The sequence below is a fragment of the Shinella sp. OV683 genome (genome assembly GCF_057787725.1).
Genome location: NZ_CM173543.1, coordinates 543,524 through 566,547, shown reverse-complemented (window position 1 = coordinate 566,547; position 23,024 = coordinate 543,524). Strand labels below are relative to the sequence as shown.

Genomic DNA, 23,024 nt, shown 5'->3' with positions numbered 1-23,024 from the left:
TCCATCGATCAACCCTAGGGTCCTCTCCCCGTGATCTCGACAAAAACGCTAGCGTAATGTCCGCCGAAATGCAATAGTTAATTCACTAAATAAACTATCGAGGAATTATGACTCTTAAAGGCGACCAAAGCACCACCCGGGCACTCAACCGGCGCGTCTTGCTAAACCTCCTGCGTCGCGAGGGCCCGATGAGCCGTGCCGATCTTGCCGTGCGTATTGGGCTCAGCCCGGCGGCGGTCACCTCCGTATGTGCTGACCTCCTGGAGGAGGACATCATCATCGAGGGTGTGACGAGCAAGGGGACGAGCGGCCGCCGCCCCGTGCCGATCGACATCAATTATGCCGGCCGCTGGGCCATCGGCATCAAGCTGCACTTGGGCAGGATCGATTGCGTGCTGACCGATCTTGCGACCACTCCACTCGTCTCGCTGGAAGTGCCGGTGTCCGACACCAGCCCGGAAGGCATGCTGGACGCGATCACGGCAACGATACCCAGGCTTCTTGCCGAAGCCGATCGCCCGGAACGGGCGATCATGGGAATTGGCCTATCAATCCCCGGCGAAATAGACGCCCGCAACGGGATTTGCCTTCAGAGCCCTCGGTTTGGATGGCGGGACCTTCCGATCGCACAGCTGCTGGCCGAGCGCGTCCACGTTCCCGTGTGGATCGACGACGACGTCAACGCATTTGCAGTTGCGCAAAAATTGTTCGGAGCGGGTCGCAACCATCGCAACTTCGCGGCTCTGGCAGTTGGCGCGGGCATCGGCTGTTCGCTGGTGATCAACGGCGAAATTTACCACGGCAGCAAAGGTGTTGCCGGTAAGATAGGGCACACGATTTCCGTTCCGGGCGGACGGCTTTGCGAATGCGGCCGGCACGGATGCCTCATGGCACACGCCGCGGAACCGTTCATGCTGGAAGAGTGGCGAAAGAAAACTGGCACTGCAACGGCAACACGAGCCGATCTGGTCGCCGCCGTCCACGCCGGCCTGGAACCGGCCACGGCAATACTGACGGAAGCGGGATCGAGAATCGGGCGTCATCTTGCGGATCTGGTCAATCTTTTCGATCCGGAAATGATCGTTATCGGCGGTGAATCCGTGCAGTTCGGCGAGGCACTTTTCGGGCCCATTCGGAAGACGATGGAGGAATTCACGTTTTTCACGAAGCCGCCGCTTCTGCCAGACTGGGTGCCGGGTTCCTGGGCTCGCGGTGCCGCAGCACTCGCTACACAGAGGTTTTTCAACTTCGAGATTGCGGGATAGCAAACTAAGCATCAGTCATATGACCTTATCGTCCAAGACCTGGACGAGATCGTCCGACTGGGCGGTAAGGTATCAGGAGATCAACGGCATTGGTGAAAAAGGACGAACTGCAATCGGTTCAGGCAAGGTCCCTGCCGCCATTGAACGCGCTTCGCGCTTTCGACGCGCTTGCCCGGTCTGGAAGTCTGCGCGCTGCTGCGGGTGATCTCGGTGTGGTGCCCGGAGCTGTCCGGCAGCAGCTGGCAAGCCTTGAGGACTATTTCGGTTTTCCGCTTTCGACCAAGGATGCCGGCCGTGTCGCACTCAACCCGGCAGGGCGCCGATTGGCCGACGCGGTCGGCGTCGCATTCGCCATCGTGTCGCGCGCGGCTGAAGAGATTTCCTCCACCAGCCAAATGGTGCGCCTTCGGCTCGGTGTTCCCATGCCCATGGCCACGACCTGGTTCTTCCCACGATTGCCGCGCATACAAGCCGCGACACCGTCACTCGAGATCGATGTCGTCCCGGTGCCCGTAGCGCAATCCTTATCCGACATGCCGGACATAGACGCCATGATCGTCGGCGGCGAATACAAACCTTTGCCGGATATCGCTGCGACGACCTTCATGGCGGATGAATTCGGTCCGGTCGCTGCACCTCAAGCCATGAGCATCGTCGGCCCTGCCCCACCTCTCGGCAGCCTGGAAAATACCAATGCCTTGATCGCGCGCAACGTCCCTTATCTCTGGGACGACTGGTTCCGGGAAAGCGGGCATGCGCCCGTACGGTTCGGCAGGCGCATCGAGGTCGAGGACCTGACCCTGGCACTCAGCGCGGCCAAGGCAGGGCTCGGGATGACGATCGCGCCGCGCGCATCCATCGAAGCTGAGCTGGCATCCGGAGCTCTGTTGGCGCCCTTTGGTTTTGTAGCGCGACCGGCAGGCTACCGACTCTGTTGCCGGGTGGCGGACCGCAATCGCAAACCGATTGCGGCGTTGCGCGCGTGGCTTGTCGAGGAAGGAACCAAGCCGCTTGCACGGGAAGGAAAACTACCCGGATCATCAGTTTAATGTCCCTGTGCCGGGCAGGATCATCCCGTCTATCATGGACCTGAAAACTCCGGAGCATCAGGACCTGCCATGACGATCTCGCCTTCGCTTTCCCGTATCGACTGGGTCGGACACAGCTGCAGCCTGTTGCAGCAAACCGCTGCCGAATTCGAAAACACCCGTCCCTTCTCTGGCCTGACCATCGGCACGGCAATTCATCTCGAGCCGAAAACCGTGGCTTTGCTGATGACGCTGAAAGCGGGAGGCGCGCATCTCGTCGCCACCGGCAATCTCAACAGCACCCAGCCTGAAACGGTCGCCTATCTCAATGCCCACGACATCGAGGTCATCGGTGGGCAGACGACGGATGAAGTGGCACATCGCGGCTTCATCGATACATTGCTCGCCCGGCAGCCTGAGCTACTTCTCGACAATGGAGGCGATCTTTTTGCACGCGTGGCCGAGCGGCCCTACGGGAAACTGCTTGGCGGCACCGAGGAAACGACATCCGGGCGCACACGGCTCGAACCCATGCGCGCTGCAATCAATCTGCCGATTCTCGTCATCAACGATAGCCCGATCAAACAATTCGCCGAAAACCGCCATGCGGTCGGCCAGAGCCTGTTCGAAAGCTACATGCGCTTCACCAATCGCTCGACCAACGGCAAGCGGGTGACGGTTTTCGGTTATGGTGCCTGCGGAAAGGGCACCGCGGCATGCTTCAGAAATGCGCATAGCGTCGTCAGCGTGGTCGACATCGATCCGGTGACGACACTTGAGGCGCATCTCGACGGATTTTCCACGCCCCGGCGCAACGATGCAATAGGTGCGGCTGACATCATCATCACTGCGACAGGTTATCCGGACATCCTGACGACGGCCGACCTGGGGCTCCTCAAGGATGGCGTCGTCCTGATCAATGGTGGCCACTTCCCTCGCGAAATCGACGTCGCAGGCTTGCGGGCGGTTGCGTCCGTGACCAAGGTTGACAGATATGGAGATGACGGGATCGAGACGATCCACCTAAACGACGGACGTCGGATTCATGTGCTGGGCGGCGGCCATATGGCCAATCTCGCCGGGCCGCGACCGCTCGGAAATTCGGTGGAATCGATGGACCTCGGCTTCACCCTGCAGGCGCGATGCCTGGAACGCGTTGCAACCGGCAACCTCGATGCGTCGATGTGCGTGGTGCCCGTGCCGGACGACATCGATGCGCGGGTCGCCTCCGCATATCTCGATCTGCATCGATAAAAACAAGGCACCGCGATGCTACGCTGGGCAATCATCGGCACGGGCTTCATTTCTGACACCATGGCAGCGGCTATAACGGCCAGCGACCGTCGCCGCGCCTGTCGGATTCGCTTGAGATCATGGCCATGCTGACGACATGGGAAGAGCATTGCCGCGCGGCCCTTCCGCGCGCGGTCTGAGAGCTCTGACAAGGTTAGTGGAGAGTGGGATGAGAAAAGACGACATCATGAAGACGCTCGGCCTCGTGGGGCATTTCGAGGGCGGCTATTTCAAGGAAACGTTCCGCGCTGATCACCGGGACCGCGTGCAGACGCCGAGGGGGTTACGTTCCACCATGACGGCGATCTACTACATGCTGGCGAGCGATTCACCGATCGATGTCTTCCACACCAAGCACTCCGACGGCATCCAGTTCTACCATCTGGGTGCGCCGTTGACCTATCACCTGATCCATCCGGATGGTCGATATGAAAAGGTTGTGTTGGGGCCGGACATCACAGCGGGGCATCAGCTCCAATTGGCTGTGGCCGGCGGCACATGGAAGGCTGCGGAGCTAGAAACCGGAGAGTTCGGCCTTGTCAGCGAGGTCGTTGCGCCAGGCTGGGAAATGGAGGACATGATCCTCGCATCCCGCACCGAACTGGTGGCGCTGTTTCCGCAGCATACGATGTTGCTCACACGGCTTGCTTCAACAGCCGGCCACGCCTGAACAGGGCATCAGACTCCCCCGGCCTTCCTGCCCGTATCCGCGACAAGTGGCACGCGCCGCTCTTCGTTGCCTCATCGGCGCCCAGCACTATTCGAGAAACCGCCTCGCGACGCGCATCGCGCCTCTCAATTCCGCGAGCCCCTTCAGCCGGCCAATCAGTGAATAGCCCGGATTGATGCGCGACTTGCCGATGTCGTCGGCGAGAAGGTGGCCGTGATCCGGTCGCATGGGAATTCTCCAGTCGCTGCGTCCCGCCTGCTGACGGCGGATTTCCTCGCGTGTCAGCGCAATGACGACGGCCACCATGTCCGTCGACCCATCCAGATGATCGGCCTCGAAGAACGAGCCATCAGGCTCGAGCATCACGTTGCGCAGATGCGTGAAGTGAATGCGGTCGGCAAACTCCGTCACCATGGCTGGAAGGTCATTGTCCGGGCGCGCGCCGTAGGAGCCGGTGCAAAACGTCAGGCCGTTTTGAGGCAGATCGACTGCCGCCAGGATCGCTCGCGCATCCTCCGCCGTCGAGACGACACGCGGCAGGCCGAACAGCGAGAACGGCGGATCGTCAGGATGGATGCACATATTGACACCGCATTCCGCAGCGACAGGAATGATCTCGGAAAGAAAATAGAATAGATTGGCGCGCAAGGTGTCGGCATCGATACCGTCATAGTCAGCAAGCGCCTTGCGGAAGGCAGGCCGGTCATAGGCTCGCTCGGTGGCCGGCAGGCCGGCAATCAGATTCTTCTCGATCCTGGCCGCGGTCTCGGCATCCATCGCCTTGAAGCGCGCCTTCGCCTCGGCAACCTGTGCACCGGAATATGAATCGGCGGCATGCTGCCGCTCGAGGATGAAGATATCGTAGGCTGCGAAATCCACGGCATCGAAACGCAAGGCATAGCCGGTGGAAGGCAGTCGATACATCAGATCGGTGCGGGTCCAGTCGACCACAGGCATGAAATTGTAGCAGACGGTGCGGATACCGGCATCGCCGAGCGCGCGGATCGTTTGCGTGTACTGTTCGATGTAGCGCGATCGCTCGGCCGAACCGATCTTGATGGAATTGTGAACCGGAATGCTTTCGACGACCGACCATGTCAGTCCCGACGCTTCAATGCCCGCGCGGTAGGCGGCGATCTCATCTGCCGGCCACGCCGAGCCATCATAGATGTAATGCAGCGCCGAGACGATACCGGTTGCACCCGCCTGTCTGATGTGGTCGAGCGGCACCGGATCAGTCGGTCCATACCAGCGAAAGCACTCTTCCATCATTTCCTCCACTTTTCATTTGTTGGACCACAATTCGTCATGAATGACAATATCGACGTTGTGGGGACTCAGTGATTGACAAAATCGGCGATCTAGCCCAACAATTCACCGAATTGGGGGACCACGAGTAGCACGCATGGAAACTGTCGAAGCGGAGATATCGAAAAGCTCCCCGCGCGGCTCTGCCGTCGAGCGGCTTGTCGAACACGTCCAGACGATGATCGCGGAGCGCGGCCTGGCATTCGGCGACCCGCTGCCGACCGAGCGCGAACTCGGCCAGTTGTTCGGCAGCAGCCGCAACACCGTGCGCGAAGCATTGCAGTATCTTCGCGCCTACGGCGTCATCGACATCAAGCCCAAGACGGGCGCGGTTCTTGCCAATCGGCAAAATCATGCCGTATCGCAATTGATGACGCTGCATCACAAGATTTCGCCCGCCTCCTTTCGTGAGGTTCAGGGCTTCCGCAAGATCATCGAGATCGGCGCCGGCGACGCTGTGATGCTGACCCTGAGCGAAGAAGATCTGCAGAGGCTCGAAGAGACCAATCGGCACATCCTCTCGGCTCAGAATGTGACCGAAGCCGCCCAGCGAGATTTCGCCTTCCACGATCAACTGGTCGGCCTGGCCGGCAATAGCGTGCTGCTGGCGAGCTTTCGTTACCAGCGCGACGCGGTGATGGATATCATGACGCTCGGCAAGGAAGAACGGCCAATCAAGGAAGCGACGTTCACCGCACATCAGGAAATCATCGACGCGTTGAGAGCGCGCGACCGCATCGCCTATGCCTATCTGGTCGGCCGCCATCTGGATTATGGCATGCGGTTCGTGCCGGGAGCAGCGCTTTCTCGAGGAGGAATTGATGGGGGAGTTTGACGGCAAGGTGGCGCTGGTCACCGGCACATCGGGAATTGGCCGTGCGTCCGCGCTGGAACTAGCAAGAGCTGGTGCGCGTGTGCTTAGCCTGGGCATCGACGACAAATCCAACACTGAACTCAATGAGATTGCCGGCCGCGATCGGCTTGATATCGTGGTGCGCAAGACCGACGTGTCATTAGCGGACGAGATCAAGGCTGCGACCGATATGCTCGCCACCGAATTCGGCGGCCTCGACATTATCGTCAATTCGGCGGCTATCCACCCCTATGGCACAGTCGTGACGACCGAGTCGGACGTGTTTCTTCGCGCCTATGCTGTCAATGTCGGATCGATCCAACTGACGGCGCATTTCGGTATTCCGTTGATGGTGAAGCGCGGCGGCGGTGCCATCGTTAACATCGCCTCGGTCCAGGGACACGCATGCCAGAAGAATGTTGCCGCCTATGTAGCAACCAAGGGCGCAATCCATGCGCTGACGCGCGCAATGGCACTCGACCATGCCGGCGACAAGATCAGGGTCAATTCCATAAGCCCCGGTTCAGTGCGCACCCCAATACTCGAACTCGCTGCCCGCACGTTCGACGGCGAGAGTGCCGATGTCGATGATGTCTTCAAGCGATTTGGCGCCGCCCATCCGATCGGCCGCATCGGCGAGCCGGAAGAGGTCGCCGGTCTCGTGGCGTTCCTCGCCTCCGACCGCGCCGGTTTCATTACCGGTTCAGATTACAGAATAGATGGAGGCTTGCTGGCCGGACTTGGCGTTCAATAGCTCTCACCGATGTCGATGAAAGACGGCAAGCGCATTGCGTTTCTTTGCGCTTGTTTGCGTATATATGCATTTTTGTATTGACATACAGCACGAAAACGCTGACCAATATCTGCGCCAATGGCGTAGGAGGAAGCGTTGAAAAAACAGGAACGGCAGTTGCGTGTCGGCGTTCTCGGTTGCGGACCGATCGCGCAATTTGCGCATTTTGAATCGAGCGTTAAAGCGCGCAATGCCTGCCTCTACGCGATCTGCGACGCCGCCCCTGATCTGGCCGCCCGAATGGGCGCGACCTATCAGCCGGAGAAGATCTATCTCGATTACGATGAAATGCTGGCGGACCCGGCGCTGGAGGCGGTGATCATCGCCATATCGGATGCATTCCATGTCCCAACCGCCATCAAGGCACTGGAGGCGGGAAAACACGTGCTGTGCGAAAAGCCGATCGGCGTCAATGTCGAGGAAGTTGAGGCGCTTGCCGAGACGGTTCGAAAGACCGGCAAGGTGCTGCAGATCGGCAATATGAAGCGCTTCGACCCGGGCATCGAGGCTGCCAAGCAATTCATCGATGAGGAAATGGGCGCCCGGATGGCGCTTAAGGCATGGTATTGCGACAGCACCCATCGCTACACGATGACGGATGCCGTGCAGCCGCTGCCGATCCTCAGCAGGGCAGCGCTAAAGCCCGCCGGCAATCCGAAGGCCGACCTCAAGCGCTATTACATGCTGGCGCATGGCAGCCATCTGGTCGATCTGGCACGGCATCTCTGCGGCGAGATCGAGTGGGTGCGGGCCCGCCTGCTGGAGCGGTTCGGCGCCTATTGCTGGTTCGTGGAAACGGGTTTTTCCGACGGCACGCTCGGTCATCTCGATCTGACTGTCGCGGTGCGGATGGATTGGCACGAGGGCTTCCAGCTCTATGGCGAGAATGGCAGCGTGGTCGCCAAGACCTATAACCCCTGGTATTATCGCTCAAGCGACGTTGAGATCTTCCGTGAAAAGACGGCCACTTACGAACGCCCGCTGGGGGCCGATGGTCATTTCTATCGCCGCCAGCTCGAAGGTTTCGCCGACGTTATCCTGGATGGCGTGCCGATGCGCGGCGCCAATATCGACGATGGTCTGGCTTCAGTGAAGGCGATGGCCGCGATTGCCCGGTCCGTGGAAACCGGGCAGAGCATTGATGTCGCTGGTATGCAGGGTTCGGTGTGATGCGCGCAGGGATATTCGCCAAGACCTTTGCAGGAACGGATCCACAAGCCGTGTTGGCGCGCGCCGCAGCGTCCGGTTATGCCTGCGTGCAGTACAATTTCGCCTGCTCCGGGCTGCCTCCCATGCCGGATGCCGTCGAGGAATCGGCCATCCTCGCCATCGTTGCCGCCCGACAAGCAACCGGCGTCGAGATCGCAGCACTGTCCGCCACATACAACATGATCCATCCCGACAGGGCTGTCCGCGACGCCGGCATGAGGCGGCTCGAACTCTCCCTCAAGATCGCCGCTCGGCTGGCGATACCGCTGGTAACGCTCTGCACCGGGACACGCGATGCCGATGACCAATGGCGCCATCATCCAGACAATAGCAGCCCGCACGCGTGGCGAGACCTGGTGACGGAGATGGAAAGGGCGGCAGCCTTTGCCGAGGCTCACGGCATTTCTCTCGGCATCGAGCCCGAGCAGGCCAATGTGGTACAGGACGCCGACAGTGCACTGCGGCTGATGCGCGACGTGCCTTCCCGCGCCATCAGGATCGTGCTCGACCCCGCCAATCTCTTTGAACGGGCAACGCCGGCTGAAGCCCGCGATATCGTGGCGCGTTCGGTCGAGCGACTGGGCGACCGCATTTCCATGGCACACGCGAAGGATCGCGACGCCGATGGACAATTTGTCACGGCTGGACGTGGCGTCGTTGATTTTCCCGACTTCATCGACCGCCTGAGAGAAGTGGGATTTGACGGCGCAGTCGTCACTCACGGGTTGGAAGAGCGCGAGGCGCCGGATGTGGCGCGCTTCCTGGCCGGGCTGCTCGCATGAGTGAGACGTCTGTGCCTCTGCAGGACGGCACTCTGGTCAATGTCGTGGATCAGGGCCAAGGCTATCCGGTCGTTTTCCAGCATGGCCTGGGCGGCGATAGACATCAGGTGGCTGACAGTTTCCCGGACAATGTGCCTTGCCTGCGCATCACGGTGGAATGCCGTGGCCATGGGCTTTCGCCCCATGGATCGCGTGATCGATATTCGATTGGTGGATTTGCCGAAGACGTACTGGCCGTTGCGGACAGGCTCGGCGTATCGCACTTCGCTGTCGGCGGCATTTCCATGGGCGCGGCCATCGCGCTGAGGCTGGCCATCGCCTACCCCAAACGCATCTCGGCGCTCATGCTCGTGCGGCCAGCATGGATGACCCAACCGGCGCCGGACAACATGCGCCCTTTTGCCGAAGCCGCGCAGCTTTTGCGGAGATATGGACGGGATGGAAGGGAGATGTTTGCCAGCTCGCCAACCGGTCTCCGGCTCTCATCCGAGGCGCCAGACAATTTGGCATCGCTAGTAGGCTTTTTCGATCGTGATGATCCCACTCGACTTGCCGATCTCCTGGAAGCAATCGCGCTCGATGGGCCGGGGATCACCGAAACACAATTGCGCGCATTGGATATCCCGATTCTGATCGTCGGTCATGGCCATGACCTGGTGCACCCACTCGACCATGCCCGCCGTCTGGCCGAGATGATCCCTCATGCCCACCTCGCCGAGATCACACCCAAGGCTGTCGACAAGACCCGCTATACCGCGGAACTGCGTGCCACGATGGGCGCATTCCTGCGAAAATACGCCATCACTGAGGAACCCGCTCGATGAACACAGCTTCAAACCCGCAAGCCGCCTGGCTGCAAGCACTGCCCCGCGACCGGCTGCTCGGGGAGTTCTCGCTCTGGTCCGCCGATCTTGCAAATCTCGAAGGCGACATCAGTCGCGTCGATGAATTCGTCGATCTCTATCATGCCGACGTTGCCGATGGCCGGTTTGCACCGTCATTCCTGTTTTTTCCCGATCAGATGGCGCGCATCCGCAAGCTGACCAAGAAGCCGATCCATGTGCATTTGATGGTGGAGGGCGACATCGTGCTCAGCCAGGTCAGGCAATTTGCCGAGGCCGGCGCCGATCTGATCTCGGTCCATCCTGAAAATGGGCCAGTGACTGTCGAAGCACTGACGTTGATCAGGTCGCTTGGTCTTGAGGCGGGTGTCGTGTTGCGGATTGAAACGCCCGTGGAGACGATCCGGCCGCTGATCGATTGGCTGTCCTTCGTCACTTTGCTTGGCACTGCCATCGGCGTTAAGGGACAGGGATTGTCAGATAGCGCATGCGCACGCCTTCAGCAGGCTCGTCGCATTCTCAACGACGCGGGCCGCAAGGACATCGTGCTGGCCGCAGACGGCGGCATTCGCGACAATACCGTTCCCGCCCTTCGCAGCGCCGGCGCAGAAACGGTAGTACTCGGCTCGCTGGCCTTTGGAGATCCGGATCTGGCCGCGAGAATTGCCTGGCTTCGAGGTCTCTAGCAAACGATCAGTTGGGTTCCGGCCTTCTTGAGAGCCGTCACTATGGCGTCGGGCGGCCAGGCGTCCGTCACCACAAAGGTGATCTGGCTGAATGTCGCGATGCGGGCGAAGGCCGTGACATTGAATTTGCTTTGATCGAGCAGCGCGATCGTTCGCGAGGCAACCTTGATCATCGCGGTCGTTTCCGACGCTTCTTCCAGCCGGCCCATCGAAACCCCACCGGCGGATATGCCGGTGGCGCCGATCACGGCAGTGTCGGCGCTGATACCGGCGACTTCGGGAAAGCCGACTGGACCGATCGTCACCTGTGACACCGGCCAATAGGCCCCGCCCAGAATATGGACCGAGCGCAGGCAGCTTTCCGGCGTCACCGGTGGCAGGCGGAGATTGTTGGTGATAACAGTCAGATTCTGCCGGTCGCCGAGCGCGGCGGCGAAAAAACAAGTGCTCGAGCCGCCATTGATGATCAACGTCTCGCCATCGCGGATCAGGGCCGCAGCCGCCTTGCCCATCCTCTGCTTGGCAGATGTGAAAGCATCCATGCGCGAGCCGAGCGTGGTGTCGACCCGAACGAGCGTGTCATTGTAAATTGCACCGCCGTGTGTCCTCAGCAGCAGGCCCCTGCCCTCGAGCTGGTCGAGGTCGCGGCGTATCGTGTCGCGAGAAACCGAGAGCTGCTCGACCATCTCGTTGACGGTCATCTGGCCGTGCTCGCGCAGAAGCTCCACAAGCCGGTTGTGACGAACGGCTGGCATCGCGGCACTGCCCGATGTCTGCGATGGCGATCTGGCGCTATCAGACTGGTCTTCCATGGTCTCCCGTCACAACAGATAGAGGGCCGATCAACCGACCGACCCTTCTCTAACAGGCACGTATGTGGGTTGCCAAGGCGGAACCTCAGCCGCCGATCATCAGCTTGACGACTTCGTCATGTGTCGTCTCGGTAATCAATCTTTCACCGGCGACGACACCTCGCCGCAGCACCACGATCCTGTCGGATACCGCGAAAATATCCTGGAGATTATGGGAGATGAAGATGACCCCACGCCCTTGCGCCTTCAGCGACTTGATCAGCGAAATCACCTTGCGCTGCTCCGGCACGCCGAGCGCTGCCGTCGGCTCGTCCATAATCAGGATCTTGGCATTCCAATAGACGGCGCGGCCGATGGCAACTGCCTGACGCTGACCGCCGGAGAAATTGCTGACCGGCGCATCAAGGCGCTTCACATGGAAATCCAGAAGCGCCATCGTCTCGCCGGCTGCCTTGGCCATAGCCTTGCGGTCGATGACAGGCAGGAAGCCGAAAGCCTTGCGCATCGGTTCACGGCCGAGGAAAATGTTGGCGCCGATGGTGAGATTGTCGGCAAGCGCCAGATCCTGGTAGATCGTTTCGATGCCAAGCTCCCGTGCCTCCTGCGGCGAAGAGAAGGTCACCGGCTTGCCCTCAATCAGGATTTCGCCCGATGTCGGCGGATAGACGCCCGAGATGGCCTTGATCATCGTCGTCTTGCCAGCGCCGTTGTCACCGGCCAAGGCCACGACTTCACCCGGATGGACAACCAGCGAGCAATCATCGAGCGCACGCACCGCGCCGAAGTGACGGGACAGATTGCGGACCTCGAGAAGCGGGGTTTGACTATTCATCTTGCTTGCCTCCGCTGAAGCGGCGCTGGGCCTGGTCGATCAGCACGGAAATGATAATGACGACACCAACGGCAATGAATTGCCAGAAGGGTTCGACATCGAGAAACACCAGCCCATACTGGATGACCGCGATGACGAGCGCACCGGCAACGGTGCCGATGATCGAGCCCGAGCCGCCGAACAGGCTTGCGCCACCGATGACGACGGCCGCCACGCTATCGAGCAGCAGTGGTTCGCCGGCTTGTGCCGCGCCAGCCGTGAAGCGGGCAGCATAGAGCGCGCCACCCAGCCCCGCACACATTGCCGACAGGACGTAAAGCCGCAGGATATGCGCCTTGATGTCGATACCGGCGCGGCGTGCCGCCTGCACATTGGCGCCGATTGCGTAATTGTGCTGGCCGAACCGCGTCTGGCTGAGAAGATAGTGCATCAGCAACACGAAGATGCCGGTGACGATGACCAGATAGGGGATGCCGAAAAAGCGGCCGTTGCCGAGCGCGGCAAAATAGGAATTGGACACCGGAACTGTGGTGCCGCCGGCGAGCAGGAATGCCGCGCCGCGCGCCACACCGAACATGCCGAGCGTGCCAATGAACGGCGGCACCTTAAGCCGCGAGATCAGCAACCCATTGACGATGCCTGGAATGCCCGCGGCGAGGATCGCGCAGAAAATGCCAACGAGCATAGCGAAGGGCAGCGGCATATAGAGCCCGGCAATATTGGTGAGATGGGCCGCAACCACCGCCGCAAGCCCCATGATGAAGCCCGTGGAAAGGTCGATGCCGCCCGAAATGATGACGAAGGTCTGGCCGACGGCGATCAGCAGGGGCGCGACCGCAAAGACGGCGACCGATTGCCAGTTATAGGAAGAGAAAATGAATGTGCCGCCGAAATCGACGCGGGCCCATATTTCGAACGTCACCAGCAGGCCGGCGAGAAACAGCCATGCTCGCAATTGCGCGATGCGCTGGACCACGGACTTGGCCACTTCGCCGTGATCGGCCTGGGGCGCCACGTGTTTGGTCGCATCATCTAGGGATACTTGTTGTTCTGACATCACGGTTTCCGGACAGCGGGGCGCGGCTGAGCGACACGCCTCCGTCTGAAAGAGCCAAAAGAAAGAGGCATCCGGCACTAAGCCGGATGCCTGAGTCGTTGGGAGGACTTAGTCGGAATAGATGAACCGGGCGACGTTCGGGTCGGCCACATTGCTCTTGTCGATGACCGTAAAGCCGGTGCCGATCGCAGTTGGTACCGAATTGCCGGTCAGGTGGGCATAAGCGGCCATGACGCCGAAGTAGCCGATTTCGGCGGGATGCTGGGCAATCGCCAGGTCAACCAGGCCGGAATTGATATTGTCGACGATGCTGGTAGGCGCATCGAAGGCAACGACACGCACCTTGCCTGTCTGCCCAGCCTGCTGCACGCCATTGGCTGCGCCGAGCGCCGAGAACAGGTTGGCGCCGAACACGCCAGCGAGGTCGGGATTGCGCGCGAACACCGCCTGAAGCTGCGACGCTGCCTTGTTGGCATCGTCTTCGTTGAACTGGGTTTCCAGCACCTCGATGCCAGGATGCTTGGCCATTTCGCGCTTGAAGCCTTCTTCGCGCTGGTCGGTGGTGGAAATGCCAGGCTTGACGTTGGACACGTAGACCTTGCCCTTGTCGCCGATCGCGTTTGCCAGCGCGCGCGCAGCAATCTCGCCGCCAAGGATGTTGTCAGAGGCAATGTAGGAAAGCGGGAAGTCCGCATCGCCAGCGCCCGTCTGGTAGACGCCGGTGCCAATGAAGGTGTCGACGGTGAACACCGGGATACCGGCATCGGCAGCCTTCTTGAGCGGCTGGACGAGCTGGGTCTTATCGGTCGGCGCGATCAGGATCGCGTCGGGATGCTTGGCAATGACGGCATCGAGAACAGGAACCTGGGTTACCGGGTTGAAGTCCGGAGCGCCCTGGAAAACCAGATCAGCGCCCACGGCCTTGGCAGCGGCTTCGGCGCCCTTGCGCATGGTGATGTAGAATGCGTCGGTCGTCAGGCCGGGCACAAGTGCGATGGTGAATTTCTTGTCTGCAGCACTTGCATGACCTGCGGTCAATGCAGCCGAAGCTGCAATCGTCGCTGCTGCGGCAATCTTGAAGAATGAACGGCGCTCCATGGTCTCCTCCTTATGTGAGCTGGTTCCTCTATCGGTACCCGGTCAACTCCTCCAGGAACCGGTTGAAACCATATCACGCCGAGAATGCCTGTTCGTCAAGCGAAATATATTCCTGTAACGAATTTCTTGCGTTTTTTTGCGTTTATTGCAAATGGCCTAGCGGCCGCACAAAATTCAATTTCGTGGCGATGCCCGAACGATGTCCAGAATCGCCTGCGCAGTCGCGGTATCCGTCACCACGGCGTTGATCATGCCGGAACGCACGGCGCCGACGATCCCGGCCGCCTTCTCGACAGTCGCCGCGACACCGATCGAAAGCTTGGTGCGCCGCAGTTGATCCGGCGATGCAGCGATCATGCGCTGCTCACCGTCCCAATTGAGAATTGTGCCCTCAGCATCAACGTAGTGGCGGATGACATCGCCAACCGCACTGAGCGCTTGCTCGTTCAAGGTCGCGGCGCTGGCCTCCGGCGGATTGATCGCATGCGGCAGCCCGATGCCAACGATGCAACAGTCCATGCGATCCCAGAGCCCGGTCGTTTCCTGGACGAACGGATCACTGAGGAAAGCCTCCCGTAATTCGGTCGAAGACAGGTAGGGCGCATGCAGGAAGTGCGGTACGCCGCCCATCTGCTCGGCCGCCTGTCGGGCGAACTCGTTGATCTGAAAATGCGGCGCAGCCTGCTGCATGCCACCATTCAGCGGTACTGCGAGCACGCCGGGAATGCGCGGCAAGCCCGCCTCCAGCACTTCACGCACCGCGCGGCCCCAGCCAATGCCCAGAATGGATCCTGTGCCCAAGCCTTCTTCCTTCAGCAGATTGCCGAGCGGCGCAGCAAGCGCACCCAGAACACCCGAGGCCGGCGTGTCGATGACGGCAGCACGCCTGACACCCAGGGCTTCGACCAGATCGAGCACGATCTCCTCGGGTGACGCAAGGTCCAGCACCTCGATCCTGACGATGCCGACGGAACGCGCTTTCTGCAGCAGGCGGGAGACGGTTGCCGTCGACACACCCAGCTTCCGGGCAATATCCACCTGTGCCATATCGCCCTCATAATGCAGCTTGGCGACCATGTGCAGCATCGCCCGCGAAGCAGGTGTTTCCTGGGTGGGTTGCGGAGGCAGCTTGCAATTCCTTTCTGAAACGTGTTACATGAACGCGACTTGGAGGAGTTATCGCTGAAAAACAGCAAAATCGCAATGCGCTAAAGATGCCTAATTTCCGGCTTGTTCAGACGCGTCTCACATGAGGCCGCGAGGCGCTACGATATTGTCTTTTTTCCGAGCTCCGCCGGGCATTCGATCAACAGCCGCCAGATATCGGGCGGAGCAGGAGTATACACGATGGCAGCAATGACGACAGCGGAACGGCGCGGGTACCAACAGATCTGCGGCGCCAGCGGGGCAATGATGGTGATCGCCTGCGATCAACGCGGAGGCATGCGCACGCTTCTCGCCTCCACGCCGGAAGAACAGGCCAAGATCGGCAACGATGTGTTGGGCGACGTCAAGGCCGATATCACCCTGCACCTCGCCTCTCATGCCGGCTGCGTGCTGGTCGATCCGATGTGCGCGGTGCCCAAGCTCGTCGACGGCGACATCCTGCCCCGTGATACAGCGCTGCTGATCGGCATTGACGCCTCGGGTTGGGATACTTCGCCCGAAGGCTACCGCATTTCCAAGATGGTCGAGGGCGTCAATGCCCGCCGCGTTCGCGAACTCGGTGGCACCGGCGGCAAGATCATGGTCTACCTGCGCATGGACGTGCCGGAAGCCAATACCAAGAACCTGGAAACGCTGAAGAACAGCATCGAGGATTTCGCTCGCGAAGACCTGCTGCTCGTGGTCGAGTTCCTGACCTACCGTCTCGAAGGCGAGAGCGTCGAAGACTATGAAGCCAAGATCCCGATGCTGATCCAGGAAGGATCGCGCGCCTGCCTCGATCTCGGTTCCAAGGTGCTGAAGATCCCTTATCCCGGCTCGGAAGAATCCTGTGCCGAGATCACCCGCATCGCCGGCAACGTCCCATGGGCGGTCCTGTCCGCCGGCGTCGATCACCAGACCTTCCTCGGCCAGGTCGAGGCCGCCATGAAGAATGGCGCATCCGGCGTCATCGCCGGCCGTTCGCTGTGGAAGGATTGCATCTCGCTCGACCGTGAAGTTTCTGCCACGAAACTATCGACAATCGCGGTTTCCAGATTGCGGGATATTCAGGCGCTGATTGCGCGCTATTATCGCGCGAGCCATAGCAAGGCAGCATGAGGCCAAGCCGCACAGATGGAAACGCAACAATACACAATCGGCGTGGATATCGGCGGCACCAATATCCGCGCCGCGCGGATCTCCGCTGCCGGAGACATCATCTGCAAGAAGATCGTTGCCGGCAGCCGTGATCGCCAGACGGCGGTCGGTCTGATCTTCGATCTCATCGGCGAGATGGACGGACCGGACGCCATCGCCATCGGTATCGGCGTTCCGGGGCGGGTCGATGCCGTCACCGGCGCGGTTCTGTCCGGCGGATATCTCGACCTCTCCGGTTGCGATTTCAAGGCGCTGATCGAGAAGACCTTCGCCAGACCCGTCGCGCTTGCCAATGATTGCAGCATGGCACTGCTCGGCGAGACAGGCGTCGGCGCGGCACGCAGCGTCGAGAACGTCGTGATGCTGACGATCGGCACCGGCATCGGCGGCGCGGCGATGGAAAAAGGCAGGATCGTCAATGGCAAGCAAAGCGCCGGCCAGCTCGGTCACCTGATCGTCAACCACACCGGCCGCCTGTGCGTTTGCGGGCAACGCGGCTGCGTGGAAACAGAGTCTTCCGGCAGCGCCCTTCGCCGCCATCTCGACGAAGCCGGCTATTCCGAAAATACGCGCTTCGAGGACATCCTGCCGCTGGCCCGAGCCGGTGACGAGCGCGCGTTGGGCGTCATGCGGAACTGGGCCGCACCCTTGAGAGCGGCCATCGGCACCCTGTCTGCCACCTTCGACCCCGCGGTGCTCTTGCTCGGCGGAGGCATGGGACATGCGGCAATCGAGGCGCTTGGCTTTCTTCCTCCTCCCCAAGGCTGGTACTGCACAGAAGTGCGAGGGGCCGCTCTTGGCGACGATGCCGGCGTGATCGGTGCCGGTCTCGCCGCCTTTGACGCTGCAGGCCGTCAGCCTCGCACCCAAACGGCCGGCAAGCGTATCCTCATGGTCAACGGCATTCCCGCTTCGGGAAAGAGCCGGCTGTCACACGTGTTGTCGGAGCGCACGGGATGGCCGATCCTTGCGCTGGACACGGTCAAGAATCCGTTCCTTGAACATATCGAAGGCGTCGACCGGTTGTTCAATCGAACGCTGGGGAAGGCAAGCTACCAGGCAATCTTCTCCGTGGTCCGCGATGCGCCGGCCGGCTCGACCTTCATCGTCGACGCATGGTTTGGCTTCCAGCCGATCGAGTTGCTGCAGCAACATCTCGCCACCGCTGGCGTGACGGATATCGCCGAAATCTGGTGCCATGCGCCCGGAGAGGTCTTGGCAGAACGCTACGCCGCGCGGCTCGAACAGCGCCTGCCCGGCCATCCCGGTGCAGCCTATATTCCCGAACTTGTGGAACTCGCCGCACGGGCCTCGCCGGCGCGGCTCGGACCAGTCTATGATGTCGACACAACCCTGCCGCCGGCCGATGAGGCGGTCATCGCATGGGTAGGGAAGACATTGCCTGGAGAGACTGCATGAGCCAAGCCGAAAGACCCGCAATAGCACCGGAATCACTCGGCCCGGCGATCACAATCGGTGAAATCCTCGTCGAGATCATGGCCGATTTGCCTGGCGAGGGTTTTCTGGAACCTTTGGCGCTGAGGGGGCCATATCCCTCTGGCGCACCGGCAATCTTCATCGACCAGCTTGCCCGCACGGGTGCCTCGGCCGGGATCATTGCCTCGGTCGGTGCCGACGATTTCGGAGAGGTCAACATAAGGCGGCTGCAAGACGACGGCGTCGATGTATCGGCAATTGCAGTTGCTCCCAAACACCCCACAGGAACGGCTTTCGTGCGCTACAAACCGGATGGCGGCCGCGATTTCGTCTTTAACATTGCGCTCAGCGCCGCGGGCGAACTCCATCTCACCGAACAGGCCCGCGCATTGATCGACCGGGCCGGCCACCTGCATTTGATGGGGACGGCGTTGACGATCCCCAATGCCTGGCCGGTCATCAAGCATGCGATGGACGTCATCCGCGAGCGCGGCGGCAGCTTTTCCTTCGATCCGAATGTCCGCAAGGAATTGCTGGCCAGCCTGGACTTTCGTGAACGATTTGCCGCCGTCCTTGGCCGCGTCGATATATTGCTGCCATCGGGCGACGAATTGTTTGCCGCAGCGCCGACGAAGAGCGAAGCCGTTGCGGTCGACTATCTCCTCGGTCTCGGCATCAGCGAAATCGTCCTGAAGCGCGGTGCCGACGGAGCGACGGCGTTTACCAAGGCCGGCCGCATCGACGCACCGGGCTTTGCGGTGGACGAAGTGGATCCGACTGGCGCCGGTGACTGCTTCGGCGGCGCCTATGTGGCCTGCCGCAGGCTCGGACTGCCAATAGAGCAGGCACTTGAATACGCCAATGCTGCTGGCGCGCTGGCGGTTACGGTTCGCGGCCCAATGGAAGGTGCATCGACACTTCAGACGCTGGATGCCTTTATCGCTCAAGCCGGCAGGAGATGACATGCATCCCGCGTTGAAAAACCTGGCAGAAAGCCGACGCACTGGCGCACCACGCGGGATTACCTCAGTCTGCTCCGCCCATCCGCTAGTCATCCGGGCAGCCATCCGCCGCGGCGTGGCCACAGATACGGCGGTGCTGATCGAAGCGACCTGCAATCAGGTAAACCAGGAAGGTGGCTACACCGGAATGACACCGGCCGATTTCCGACGACTGGTGCTTGGAATTGCTGAAGAAGAGGGGCTGGATCCAGCAAACCTCATTCTCGGCGGCGACCATCTCGGGCCCAATCCCTGGAAGTCGCTCGCCCCCAAGGTCGCGCTCGAGAAAGCCGGAGCGATGATGCGCGCGTTCGTCGAGGCCGGCTTCGAAAAACTTCATCTCGATGCGAGCATGGGCTGCGCGGGCGAGCCAGCAGCACTCGAAGATGGCGTGGTTGCCGAGCGTGCCGCAGCGCTCGCGGCCATCGCCGAAAGATATGCATCGGATAACAGCCGCCTCGCCTATATCATCGGCACCGAAGTTCCTGTTCCGGGAGGTGCTGACCATGTACTGGATGTGGTTACGCCCACCAGTGCAGCGGCAGCGAGAGCGACGATCGGCATCCATCGCGAGGTGTTTCACAAAGCCAGGCTGGCCGATGCATTCTCCCGCGTGATCGCAGCCGTTGTCCAACCCGGCGTCGAGTTCGGCCATGAAAATGTCATCGCCTATCAACCGGGCAAGGCCGCAGCGTTGAGTGCGGTCCTCGACGAGAGCGATGGCCTGGTTTTCGAGGCGCATTCCACCGATTACCAGACAGTGGATGCGCTCTCGGCTTTGGTGCGCGATGGATATCCGATCCTGAAGGTTGGCCCGGGACTGACATTTGCGCTTCGAGAAGCGCTCTACGGGCTCGATATCATTGCCGGAGAGTTAGCAACTACTTACGGAGTGCGACCGTTAGCCCGAACCATGGAAGAAATCCTGCTCGTCGAGCCCGGCCACTGGCAGGGGCACTATCGGGGAGCTGAGGAGCAATTGCGCGTGCTGCGCCATTATTCCTATTCGGACCGGATCCGTTACTATTGGCCGCATGCCAAGGCACAGTCGGCGATCGCGCGGCTGACGGAGACTCTCAGGCACACAACAATTCCGGATACGTTGTTCAGCCAGTTTCTTCCCGGATTGCCAGCGGGATTGAACACCGCCTCGGTGGACGAGATCGTGATGGCGGCCGTTGACGAGGTGCTCGCGAACTATGCCGCAGCGACCTCGGTCAAGCTGTGACATTTTGCATCCAACGTTTCCGCATGTCCGATTGACGGGCTGCAGCCCGAACGCTATTGACCGAGCACCTGCCTGAGCAAAACCGGTTGCGTTCGACAGCCGGAACAGGCAGCAATGCTGCGCTTGGCTGACACTTACAAGGGAGACCGCCTTGCCCCTCTCGCCAGCCATGAACCGGCACCTGACGCATCCCGAACTCTTCGCAAAGCTGGAGGAGGTCGCCGATATCGGCGACAACTGGCAGGGACCCACATTCGACATCTTCAATCCCTCGACCGGCGAGTTGCTCGCGACGCTGCCCGATATGGGCGTTGCCGAGACAAGCCGGGCGATCGATCGCGCCGCAATTGCACAAGTCGAATGGGCGGCACTTCCCGCTAAGGACAAGAGCGAGATCATGCGCCGCTGGCATCAGCTGATCGTCGCTCACACCGCCGATCTCTCAGCAATCCTGACGGCGGAAATGGGCAAGCCGCTGGCCGAGGCGAAGTCCGAGGTCGCCCATGCGGCAGCCTATGTGCAGTGGTATGCGGAAGAAGCCAACCGCATTTACGGCGAGACGATTTCTGCACCTTCCAACGACCGGCGCATGCTCGTCATCAAGCAGCCGGTCGGTGTCGTCGGCACGATCACGCCGTGGAATTTCCCGGCATCGATGGTGGCACGCAAGATCTCGCCGGCACTTGCCGCCGGATGCACGATCATTCTCAAGCCGGCTGAGCAGACTCCACTTGTGGCAGGCGCCCTGTTTGCGCTCGCCGCGATGGCAGGTTTCCCTGCGGGCACACTCAACCTCATCTACGCGTCCGAGGGCAGCGCAGTCGGCCGAGAGCTCTGCAGCAATGCAAAGGTCCGCAAGATCAGCTTCACCGGCTCGACGGAAGTGGGTCGGCTGCTGATGCGGCAATGCTCCGACCAGATCAAGAAGGTCAGCCTCGAGCTCGGCGGCAATGCGCCGTTTATTGTCTTCGACGACGCCGATATCGATGAGGCAGTCGATGGTGCGATCCAGGCGAAATTCCGCAATGCCGGCCAGACCTGCGTATCGGCCAACCGCATTTATGTGCAGTCGGCCGTCCATGACGCATTTGCTGAAAAATTCGTCGCGCGCGTCGCCGAATTGAAAGTAGGAGACGGATTCGAGCCCGGCGCCACGATCGGCCCGATGATCGATAGCCATGCAATCCTCAAGGTCGAGGCCCACGTTGCCGACGCCAAAGCGAAAGGCGCCGAGATTCGTTGTGGAGGACGCCGCATCGGCGAGACCGGCACGTTCTTCGAACCGACCGTTTTGACCGGAATCTCTCACGATATGCGCGCAGCTCAGGAAGAGACGTTCGGCCCGATCGCACCGATCATCCGGTTTGACGACGCGGAGCAAGTCGTGCGCGAGGCCAACGACACGATCTATGGGCTGGCCGCCTATTTCTACGCCTCGAACCTGAAGCGTGTCTGGCGTGTCGCCGAAGCGCTGGAATATGGCATGGTCGGTATCAATACAGGTCGCATGTCATCGGAAGCCGCGCCATTCGGTGGCATCAAGCAATCCGGCATCGGTCGGGAAGGCTCTCGTCACGGCCTCGAAGATTACCTGGAGATGAAATATCTCTGCATGGGCGGGATATGATCAGACCATCTGAATTATGATCTCTTGGCGGCAAGGGGCTGTCAGGGTCGGCCAGCCAATTGCGCACAAGCTTCCCCGTCTCGGCGCGCTTAGCCCACTGGACAGTAGCGGGACTAATCGGCTGCCCGCAGCAAGGCCTCAGCCAACCGCGCAGCCTGGGCAACGTGCTCGCGGCAGGCTGCTGCGGCGGCCTCGGGGTCGTTGCGCTCAATTGCCGAGAAAATCTCGCGCAGTTGCGCCGGCCCGGAAACGCTGCGGTTGGTGGTGCTCAGCGTCATGACGCGCAGACGTGAGATACGGCTGTTAAGGCGTGAGACGATTTCCCAAGCGATATCATGGCCTGCAGCGGCAAAGATGATCTCGTAGAAGCGCGTCGTCACATCGAGGACAGTCGGCGGCTCGTTTTTCAACGAGTTCTGGTCGAGTTCATCGAGCACGGCCCGCAACTGGCTCTTCGTCGCCTCAGTCGCCATGCGGGCACAATCGGCAACCGCTGAAGATTCAAGCCCGGCACGAATATCGTAGATCTGCCGCGCGCCGTCCCAGTCCATGCTGGCAACGACGGGTCCTTGCTTGGATATATCCACCAATCCTTCGGCCTGGAGATGGCGGATGACCTCGCGGATAACGGAACGGCTGACGCCAAGCTGATCGCAGAGCGTGCGCTCCACAAGCCTCTGCCCCGGAGAAAACAAGCCAGAGATAATCGCATCGCGGATGCGCTCCAGCGCCATTTCACGCAGGGTCACGGGCGGGCTGACGATCTTGAGAGATTCGATATCTTGGACTGCTCTGTTCATGCGCCTTCATAAGCTCAGAAAAAGAAATTAACAAGAGCTTGACACGCGATATGTTGGTATACCATGATACCATCACTTAATTGGACAAGGACGTGCCTG

General features: G+C 60.7%; 22 protein-coding genes. 15 read left to right on the top strand and 7 right to left on the bottom strand.

The features are described 5' to 3' along the window. Nucleotides 1-107: 107 nt before the first annotated feature. From ACXHRN_RS02730 to ACXHRN_RS02715, 4 genes are all read left to right on the top strand, one after another. Nucleotides 108-1,265, top strand: a complete 1,158-nt coding sequence (locus tag ACXHRN_RS02730) for an ROK family protein (RefSeq protein ID WP_488639816.1) — start codon at nucleotides 108-110, stop codon at nucleotides 1,263-1,265. Nucleotides 1,266-1,357: 92 nt separating this feature from the next. After that, nucleotides 1,358-2,314 carry a LysR substrate-binding domain-containing protein gene (locus ACXHRN_RS02725; protein WP_488639815.1) on the top strand — a complete coding sequence of 319 codons (957 nt, stop codon included), beginning with the start codon at nucleotides 1,358-1,360 and terminating at the stop codon, nucleotides 2,312-2,314. A gap of 69 nt (nucleotides 2,315-2,383) precedes the next feature. After that, nucleotides 2,384-3,547 (top strand): adenosylhomocysteinase, encoded by a 1,164-nt coding sequence (locus ACXHRN_RS02720; RefSeq protein ID WP_488639814.1) that lies wholly within the window; start codon nucleotides 2,384-2,386, stop codon nucleotides 3,545-3,547. A gap of 208 nt (nucleotides 3,548-3,755) precedes the next feature. Next, on the top strand, nucleotides 3,756-4,256 hold the full coding sequence (locus ACXHRN_RS02715) for a cupin domain-containing protein (protein ID WP_488639813.1): 501 nt from the start codon (nucleotides 3,756-3,758) through the stop codon (nucleotides 4,254-4,256). 87 nt (nucleotides 4,257-4,343) lie between these two features. Here ACXHRN_RS02715 and uxuA read toward each other — a convergent pair whose 3' ends face one another. Next, entirely contained in the window at nucleotides 4,344-5,525 is a 1,182-nt protein-coding gene (gene uxuA / locus ACXHRN_RS02710) for a mannonate dehydratase (protein WP_488641810.1), read from the bottom strand. Nucleotides 5,526-5,661: 136 nt separating this feature from the next. Between uxuA and ACXHRN_RS02705 the strand changes: the two genes are divergently transcribed. The 6 genes from ACXHRN_RS02705 (at nucleotide 5,662) to ACXHRN_RS02680 (ending at nucleotide 10,729) form a co-directional block, all read left to right on the top strand. After that, the gene (locus ACXHRN_RS02705; RefSeq protein WP_488639812.1) at nucleotides 5,662-6,399 is read left to right on the top strand and encodes a FadR/GntR family transcriptional regulator; all 738 of its coding nucleotides are present in this window, start codon (nucleotides 5,662-5,664) and stop codon (nucleotides 6,397-6,399) included. Beyond that, complete coding sequence (locus ACXHRN_RS02700) at nucleotides 6,386-7,171, top strand: SDR family NAD(P)-dependent oxidoreductase (RefSeq protein WP_488639811.1); 786 nt, start codon at nucleotides 6,386-6,388, stop codon at nucleotides 7,169-7,171. Before ACXHRN_RS02705 ends, ACXHRN_RS02700 begins: the two co-directional genes overlap by 14 nt. Before the next feature lie 135 nt (nucleotides 7,172-7,306). Then, on the top strand, nucleotides 7,307-8,380 hold the full coding sequence (locus tag ACXHRN_RS02695; protein ID WP_488639810.1) for a Gfo/Idh/MocA family protein: 1,074 nt from the start codon (nucleotides 7,307-7,309) through the stop codon (nucleotides 8,378-8,380). Then, the gene (locus ACXHRN_RS02690) at nucleotides 8,380-9,201 is read left to right on the top strand and encodes a sugar phosphate isomerase/epimerase family protein (RefSeq protein WP_488639809.1); all 822 of its coding nucleotides are present in this window, start codon (nucleotides 8,380-8,382) and stop codon (nucleotides 9,199-9,201) included. The genes ACXHRN_RS02695 and ACXHRN_RS02690 overlap by 1 nt, the downstream gene beginning before the upstream one ends. Continuing rightward, on the top strand, nucleotides 9,198-10,025 hold the full coding sequence (locus ACXHRN_RS02685; protein WP_488639808.1) for an alpha/beta fold hydrolase: 828 nt from the start codon (nucleotides 9,198-9,200) through the stop codon (nucleotides 10,023-10,025). Before ACXHRN_RS02690 ends, ACXHRN_RS02685 begins: the two co-directional genes overlap by 4 nt. Beyond that, complete coding sequence (locus tag ACXHRN_RS02680) at nucleotides 10,022-10,729, top strand: ribulose-phosphate 3-epimerase (protein WP_488639807.1); 708 nt, start codon at nucleotides 10,022-10,024, stop codon at nucleotides 10,727-10,729. Before ACXHRN_RS02685 ends, ACXHRN_RS02680 begins: the two co-directional genes overlap by 4 nt. Here ACXHRN_RS02680 and ACXHRN_RS02675 read toward each other — a convergent pair. From ACXHRN_RS02675 to ACXHRN_RS02655, 5 genes are all read right to left on the bottom strand, one after another. Then, the gene (locus ACXHRN_RS02675; protein WP_488639806.1) at nucleotides 10,726-11,541 is read right to left on the bottom strand and encodes a DeoR/GlpR family DNA-binding transcription regulator; all 816 of its coding nucleotides are present in this window, start codon (nucleotides 11,539-11,541) and stop codon (nucleotides 10,726-10,728) included. The two genes, ACXHRN_RS02680 and ACXHRN_RS02675, sit on opposite strands and share 4 nt — an antisense overlap. A gap of 85 nt (nucleotides 11,542-11,626) precedes the next feature. Next, the gene (locus ACXHRN_RS02670; protein WP_488639805.1) at nucleotides 11,627-12,373 is read right to left on the bottom strand and encodes an ATP-binding cassette domain-containing protein; all 747 of its coding nucleotides are present in this window, start codon (nucleotides 12,371-12,373) and stop codon (nucleotides 11,627-11,629) included. Then, entirely contained in the window at nucleotides 12,366-13,430 is a 1,065-nt protein-coding gene (locus ACXHRN_RS02665; RefSeq protein WP_488639804.1) for an ABC transporter permease subunit, read from the bottom strand. The genes ACXHRN_RS02670 and ACXHRN_RS02665 overlap by 8 nt, the downstream gene beginning before the upstream one ends. 108 nt (nucleotides 13,431-13,538) lie before the next feature. Further along, the gene (locus ACXHRN_RS02660; RefSeq protein ID WP_488639803.1) at nucleotides 13,539-14,528 is read right to left on the bottom strand and encodes an ABC transporter substrate-binding protein; all 990 of its coding nucleotides are present in this window, start codon (nucleotides 14,526-14,528) and stop codon (nucleotides 13,539-13,541) included. A gap of 174 nt (nucleotides 14,529-14,702) precedes the next feature. After that, entirely contained in the window at nucleotides 14,703-15,614 is a 912-nt protein-coding gene (locus ACXHRN_RS02655) for a sugar-binding transcriptional regulator (RefSeq protein WP_488639802.1), read from the bottom strand. 261 nt (nucleotides 15,615-15,875) lie between these two features. Here ACXHRN_RS02655 and ACXHRN_RS02650 point away from each other — a divergent pair, with 261 nt between their 5' ends. The 5 genes from ACXHRN_RS02650 (at nucleotide 15,876) to ACXHRN_RS02630 (ending at nucleotide 22,125) form a co-directional block, all read left to right on the top strand. Further along, nucleotides 15,876-16,793 (top strand): tagatose-bisphosphate aldolase, encoded by a 918-nt coding sequence (locus tag ACXHRN_RS02650; RefSeq protein ID WP_488639801.1) that lies wholly within the window; start codon nucleotides 15,876-15,878, stop codon nucleotides 16,791-16,793. A 15-nt stretch (nucleotides 16,794-16,808) separates the two neighbouring features. Further along, nucleotides 16,809-18,251 carry an ROK family protein gene (locus tag ACXHRN_RS02645; protein ID WP_488639800.1) on the top strand — a complete coding sequence of 481 codons (1,443 nt, stop codon included), beginning with the start codon at nucleotides 16,809-16,811 and terminating at the stop codon, nucleotides 18,249-18,251. Next, on the top strand, nucleotides 18,248-19,231 hold the full coding sequence (locus tag ACXHRN_RS02640; RefSeq protein ID WP_488639799.1) for a tagatose kinase: 984 nt from the start codon (nucleotides 18,248-18,250) through the stop codon (nucleotides 19,229-19,231). The genes ACXHRN_RS02645 and ACXHRN_RS02640 overlap by 4 nt, the downstream gene beginning before the upstream one ends. Nucleotide 19,232: 1 nt before the next feature. After that, the gene (locus tag ACXHRN_RS02635; RefSeq protein ID WP_488639798.1) at nucleotides 19,233-20,498 is read left to right on the top strand and encodes a D-tagatose-bisphosphate aldolase, class II, non-catalytic subunit; all 1,266 of its coding nucleotides are present in this window, start codon (nucleotides 19,233-19,235) and stop codon (nucleotides 20,496-20,498) included. 151 nt (nucleotides 20,499-20,649) lie between these two features. Further along, the gene (locus ACXHRN_RS02630) at nucleotides 20,650-22,125 is read left to right on the top strand and encodes an NAD-dependent succinate-semialdehyde dehydrogenase (protein ID WP_488639797.1); all 1,476 of its coding nucleotides are present in this window, start codon (nucleotides 20,650-20,652) and stop codon (nucleotides 22,123-22,125) included. 113 nt (nucleotides 22,126-22,238) lie between these two features. On the opposite strand, the gene ACXHRN_RS02625 is transcribed toward ACXHRN_RS02630, so the two are convergent. Then, nucleotides 22,239-22,925, bottom strand: a complete 687-nt coding sequence (locus tag ACXHRN_RS02625; RefSeq protein ID WP_488639796.1) for a GntR family transcriptional regulator — start codon at nucleotides 22,923-22,925, stop codon at nucleotides 22,239-22,241. Nucleotides 22,926-23,024 lie beyond the last annotated feature (99 nt).

Bases quoted from the DNA above. Each gene is read 5' to 3' on its own strand.
- ACXHRN_RS02645 (WP_488639800.1), top strand. From the start codon at position 16,809: ATGGAAACGCAACAATACACAATCGGCGTGGATATCGGCGGCACCAAT.
- ACXHRN_RS02655 (WP_488639802.1), bottom strand. From the start codon at position 15,614: ATGCTGCACATGGTCGCCAAGCTGCATTATGAGGGCGATATGGCACAG.
- ACXHRN_RS02675 (WP_488639806.1), bottom strand. From the start codon at position 11,541: ATGGAAGACCAGTCTGATAGCGCCAGATCGCCATCGCAGACATCGGGC.
- ACXHRN_RS02700 (WP_488639811.1), top strand. From the start codon at position 6,386: ATGGGGGAGTTTGACGGCAAGGTGGCGCTGGTCACCGGCACATCGGGA.
- ACXHRN_RS02665 (WP_488639804.1), bottom strand. From the start codon at position 13,430: ATGTCAGAACAACAAGTATCCCTAGATGATGCGACCAAACACGTGGCG.
- ACXHRN_RS02705 (WP_488639812.1), top strand. From the start codon at position 5,662: ATGGAAACTGTCGAAGCGGAGATATCGAAAAGCTCCCCGCGCGGCTCT.
- ACXHRN_RS02680 (WP_488639807.1), top strand. From the start codon at position 10,022: ATGAACACAGCTTCAAACCCGCAAGCCGCCTGGCTGCAAGCACTGCCC.
- ACXHRN_RS02685 (WP_488639808.1), top strand. From the start codon at position 9,198: ATGAGTGAGACGTCTGTGCCTCTGCAGGACGGCACTCTGGTCAATGTC.
- ACXHRN_RS02720 (WP_488639814.1), top strand. From the start codon at position 2,384: ATGACGATCTCGCCTTCGCTTTCCCGTATCGACTGGGTCGGACACAGC.
- ACXHRN_RS02670 (WP_488639805.1), bottom strand. From the start codon at position 12,373: ATGAATAGTCAAACCCCGCTTCTCGAGGTCCGCAATCTGTCCCGTCAC.
- ACXHRN_RS02635 (WP_488639798.1), top strand. From the start codon at position 19,233: ATGCATCCCGCGTTGAAAAACCTGGCAGAAAGCCGACGCACTGGCGCA.
- ACXHRN_RS02640 (WP_488639799.1), top strand. From the start codon at position 18,248: ATGAGCCAAGCCGAAAGACCCGCAATAGCACCGGAATCACTCGGCCCG.
- ACXHRN_RS02625 (WP_488639796.1), bottom strand. From the start codon at position 22,925: ATGAACAGAGCAGTCCAAGATATCGAATCTCTCAAGATCGTCAGCCCG.
- ACXHRN_RS02660 (WP_488639803.1), bottom strand. From the start codon at position 14,528: ATGGAGCGCCGTTCATTCTTCAAGATTGCCGCAGCAGCGACGATTGCA.
- ACXHRN_RS02715 (WP_488639813.1), top strand. From the start codon at position 3,756: ATGAGAAAAGACGACATCATGAAGACGCTCGGCCTCGTGGGGCATTTC.
- ACXHRN_RS02730 (WP_488639816.1), top strand. From the start codon at position 108: ATGACTCTTAAAGGCGACCAAAGCACCACCCGGGCACTCAACCGGCGC.
- uxuA (WP_488641810.1), bottom strand. From the start codon at position 5,525: ATGGAAGAGTGCTTTCGCTGGTATGGACCGACTGATCCGGTGCCGCTC.
- ACXHRN_RS02650 (WP_488639801.1), top strand. From the start codon at position 15,876: ATGGCAGCAATGACGACAGCGGAACGGCGCGGGTACCAACAGATCTGC.
- ACXHRN_RS02690 (WP_488639809.1), top strand. From the start codon at position 8,380: ATGCGCGCAGGGATATTCGCCAAGACCTTTGCAGGAACGGATCCACAA.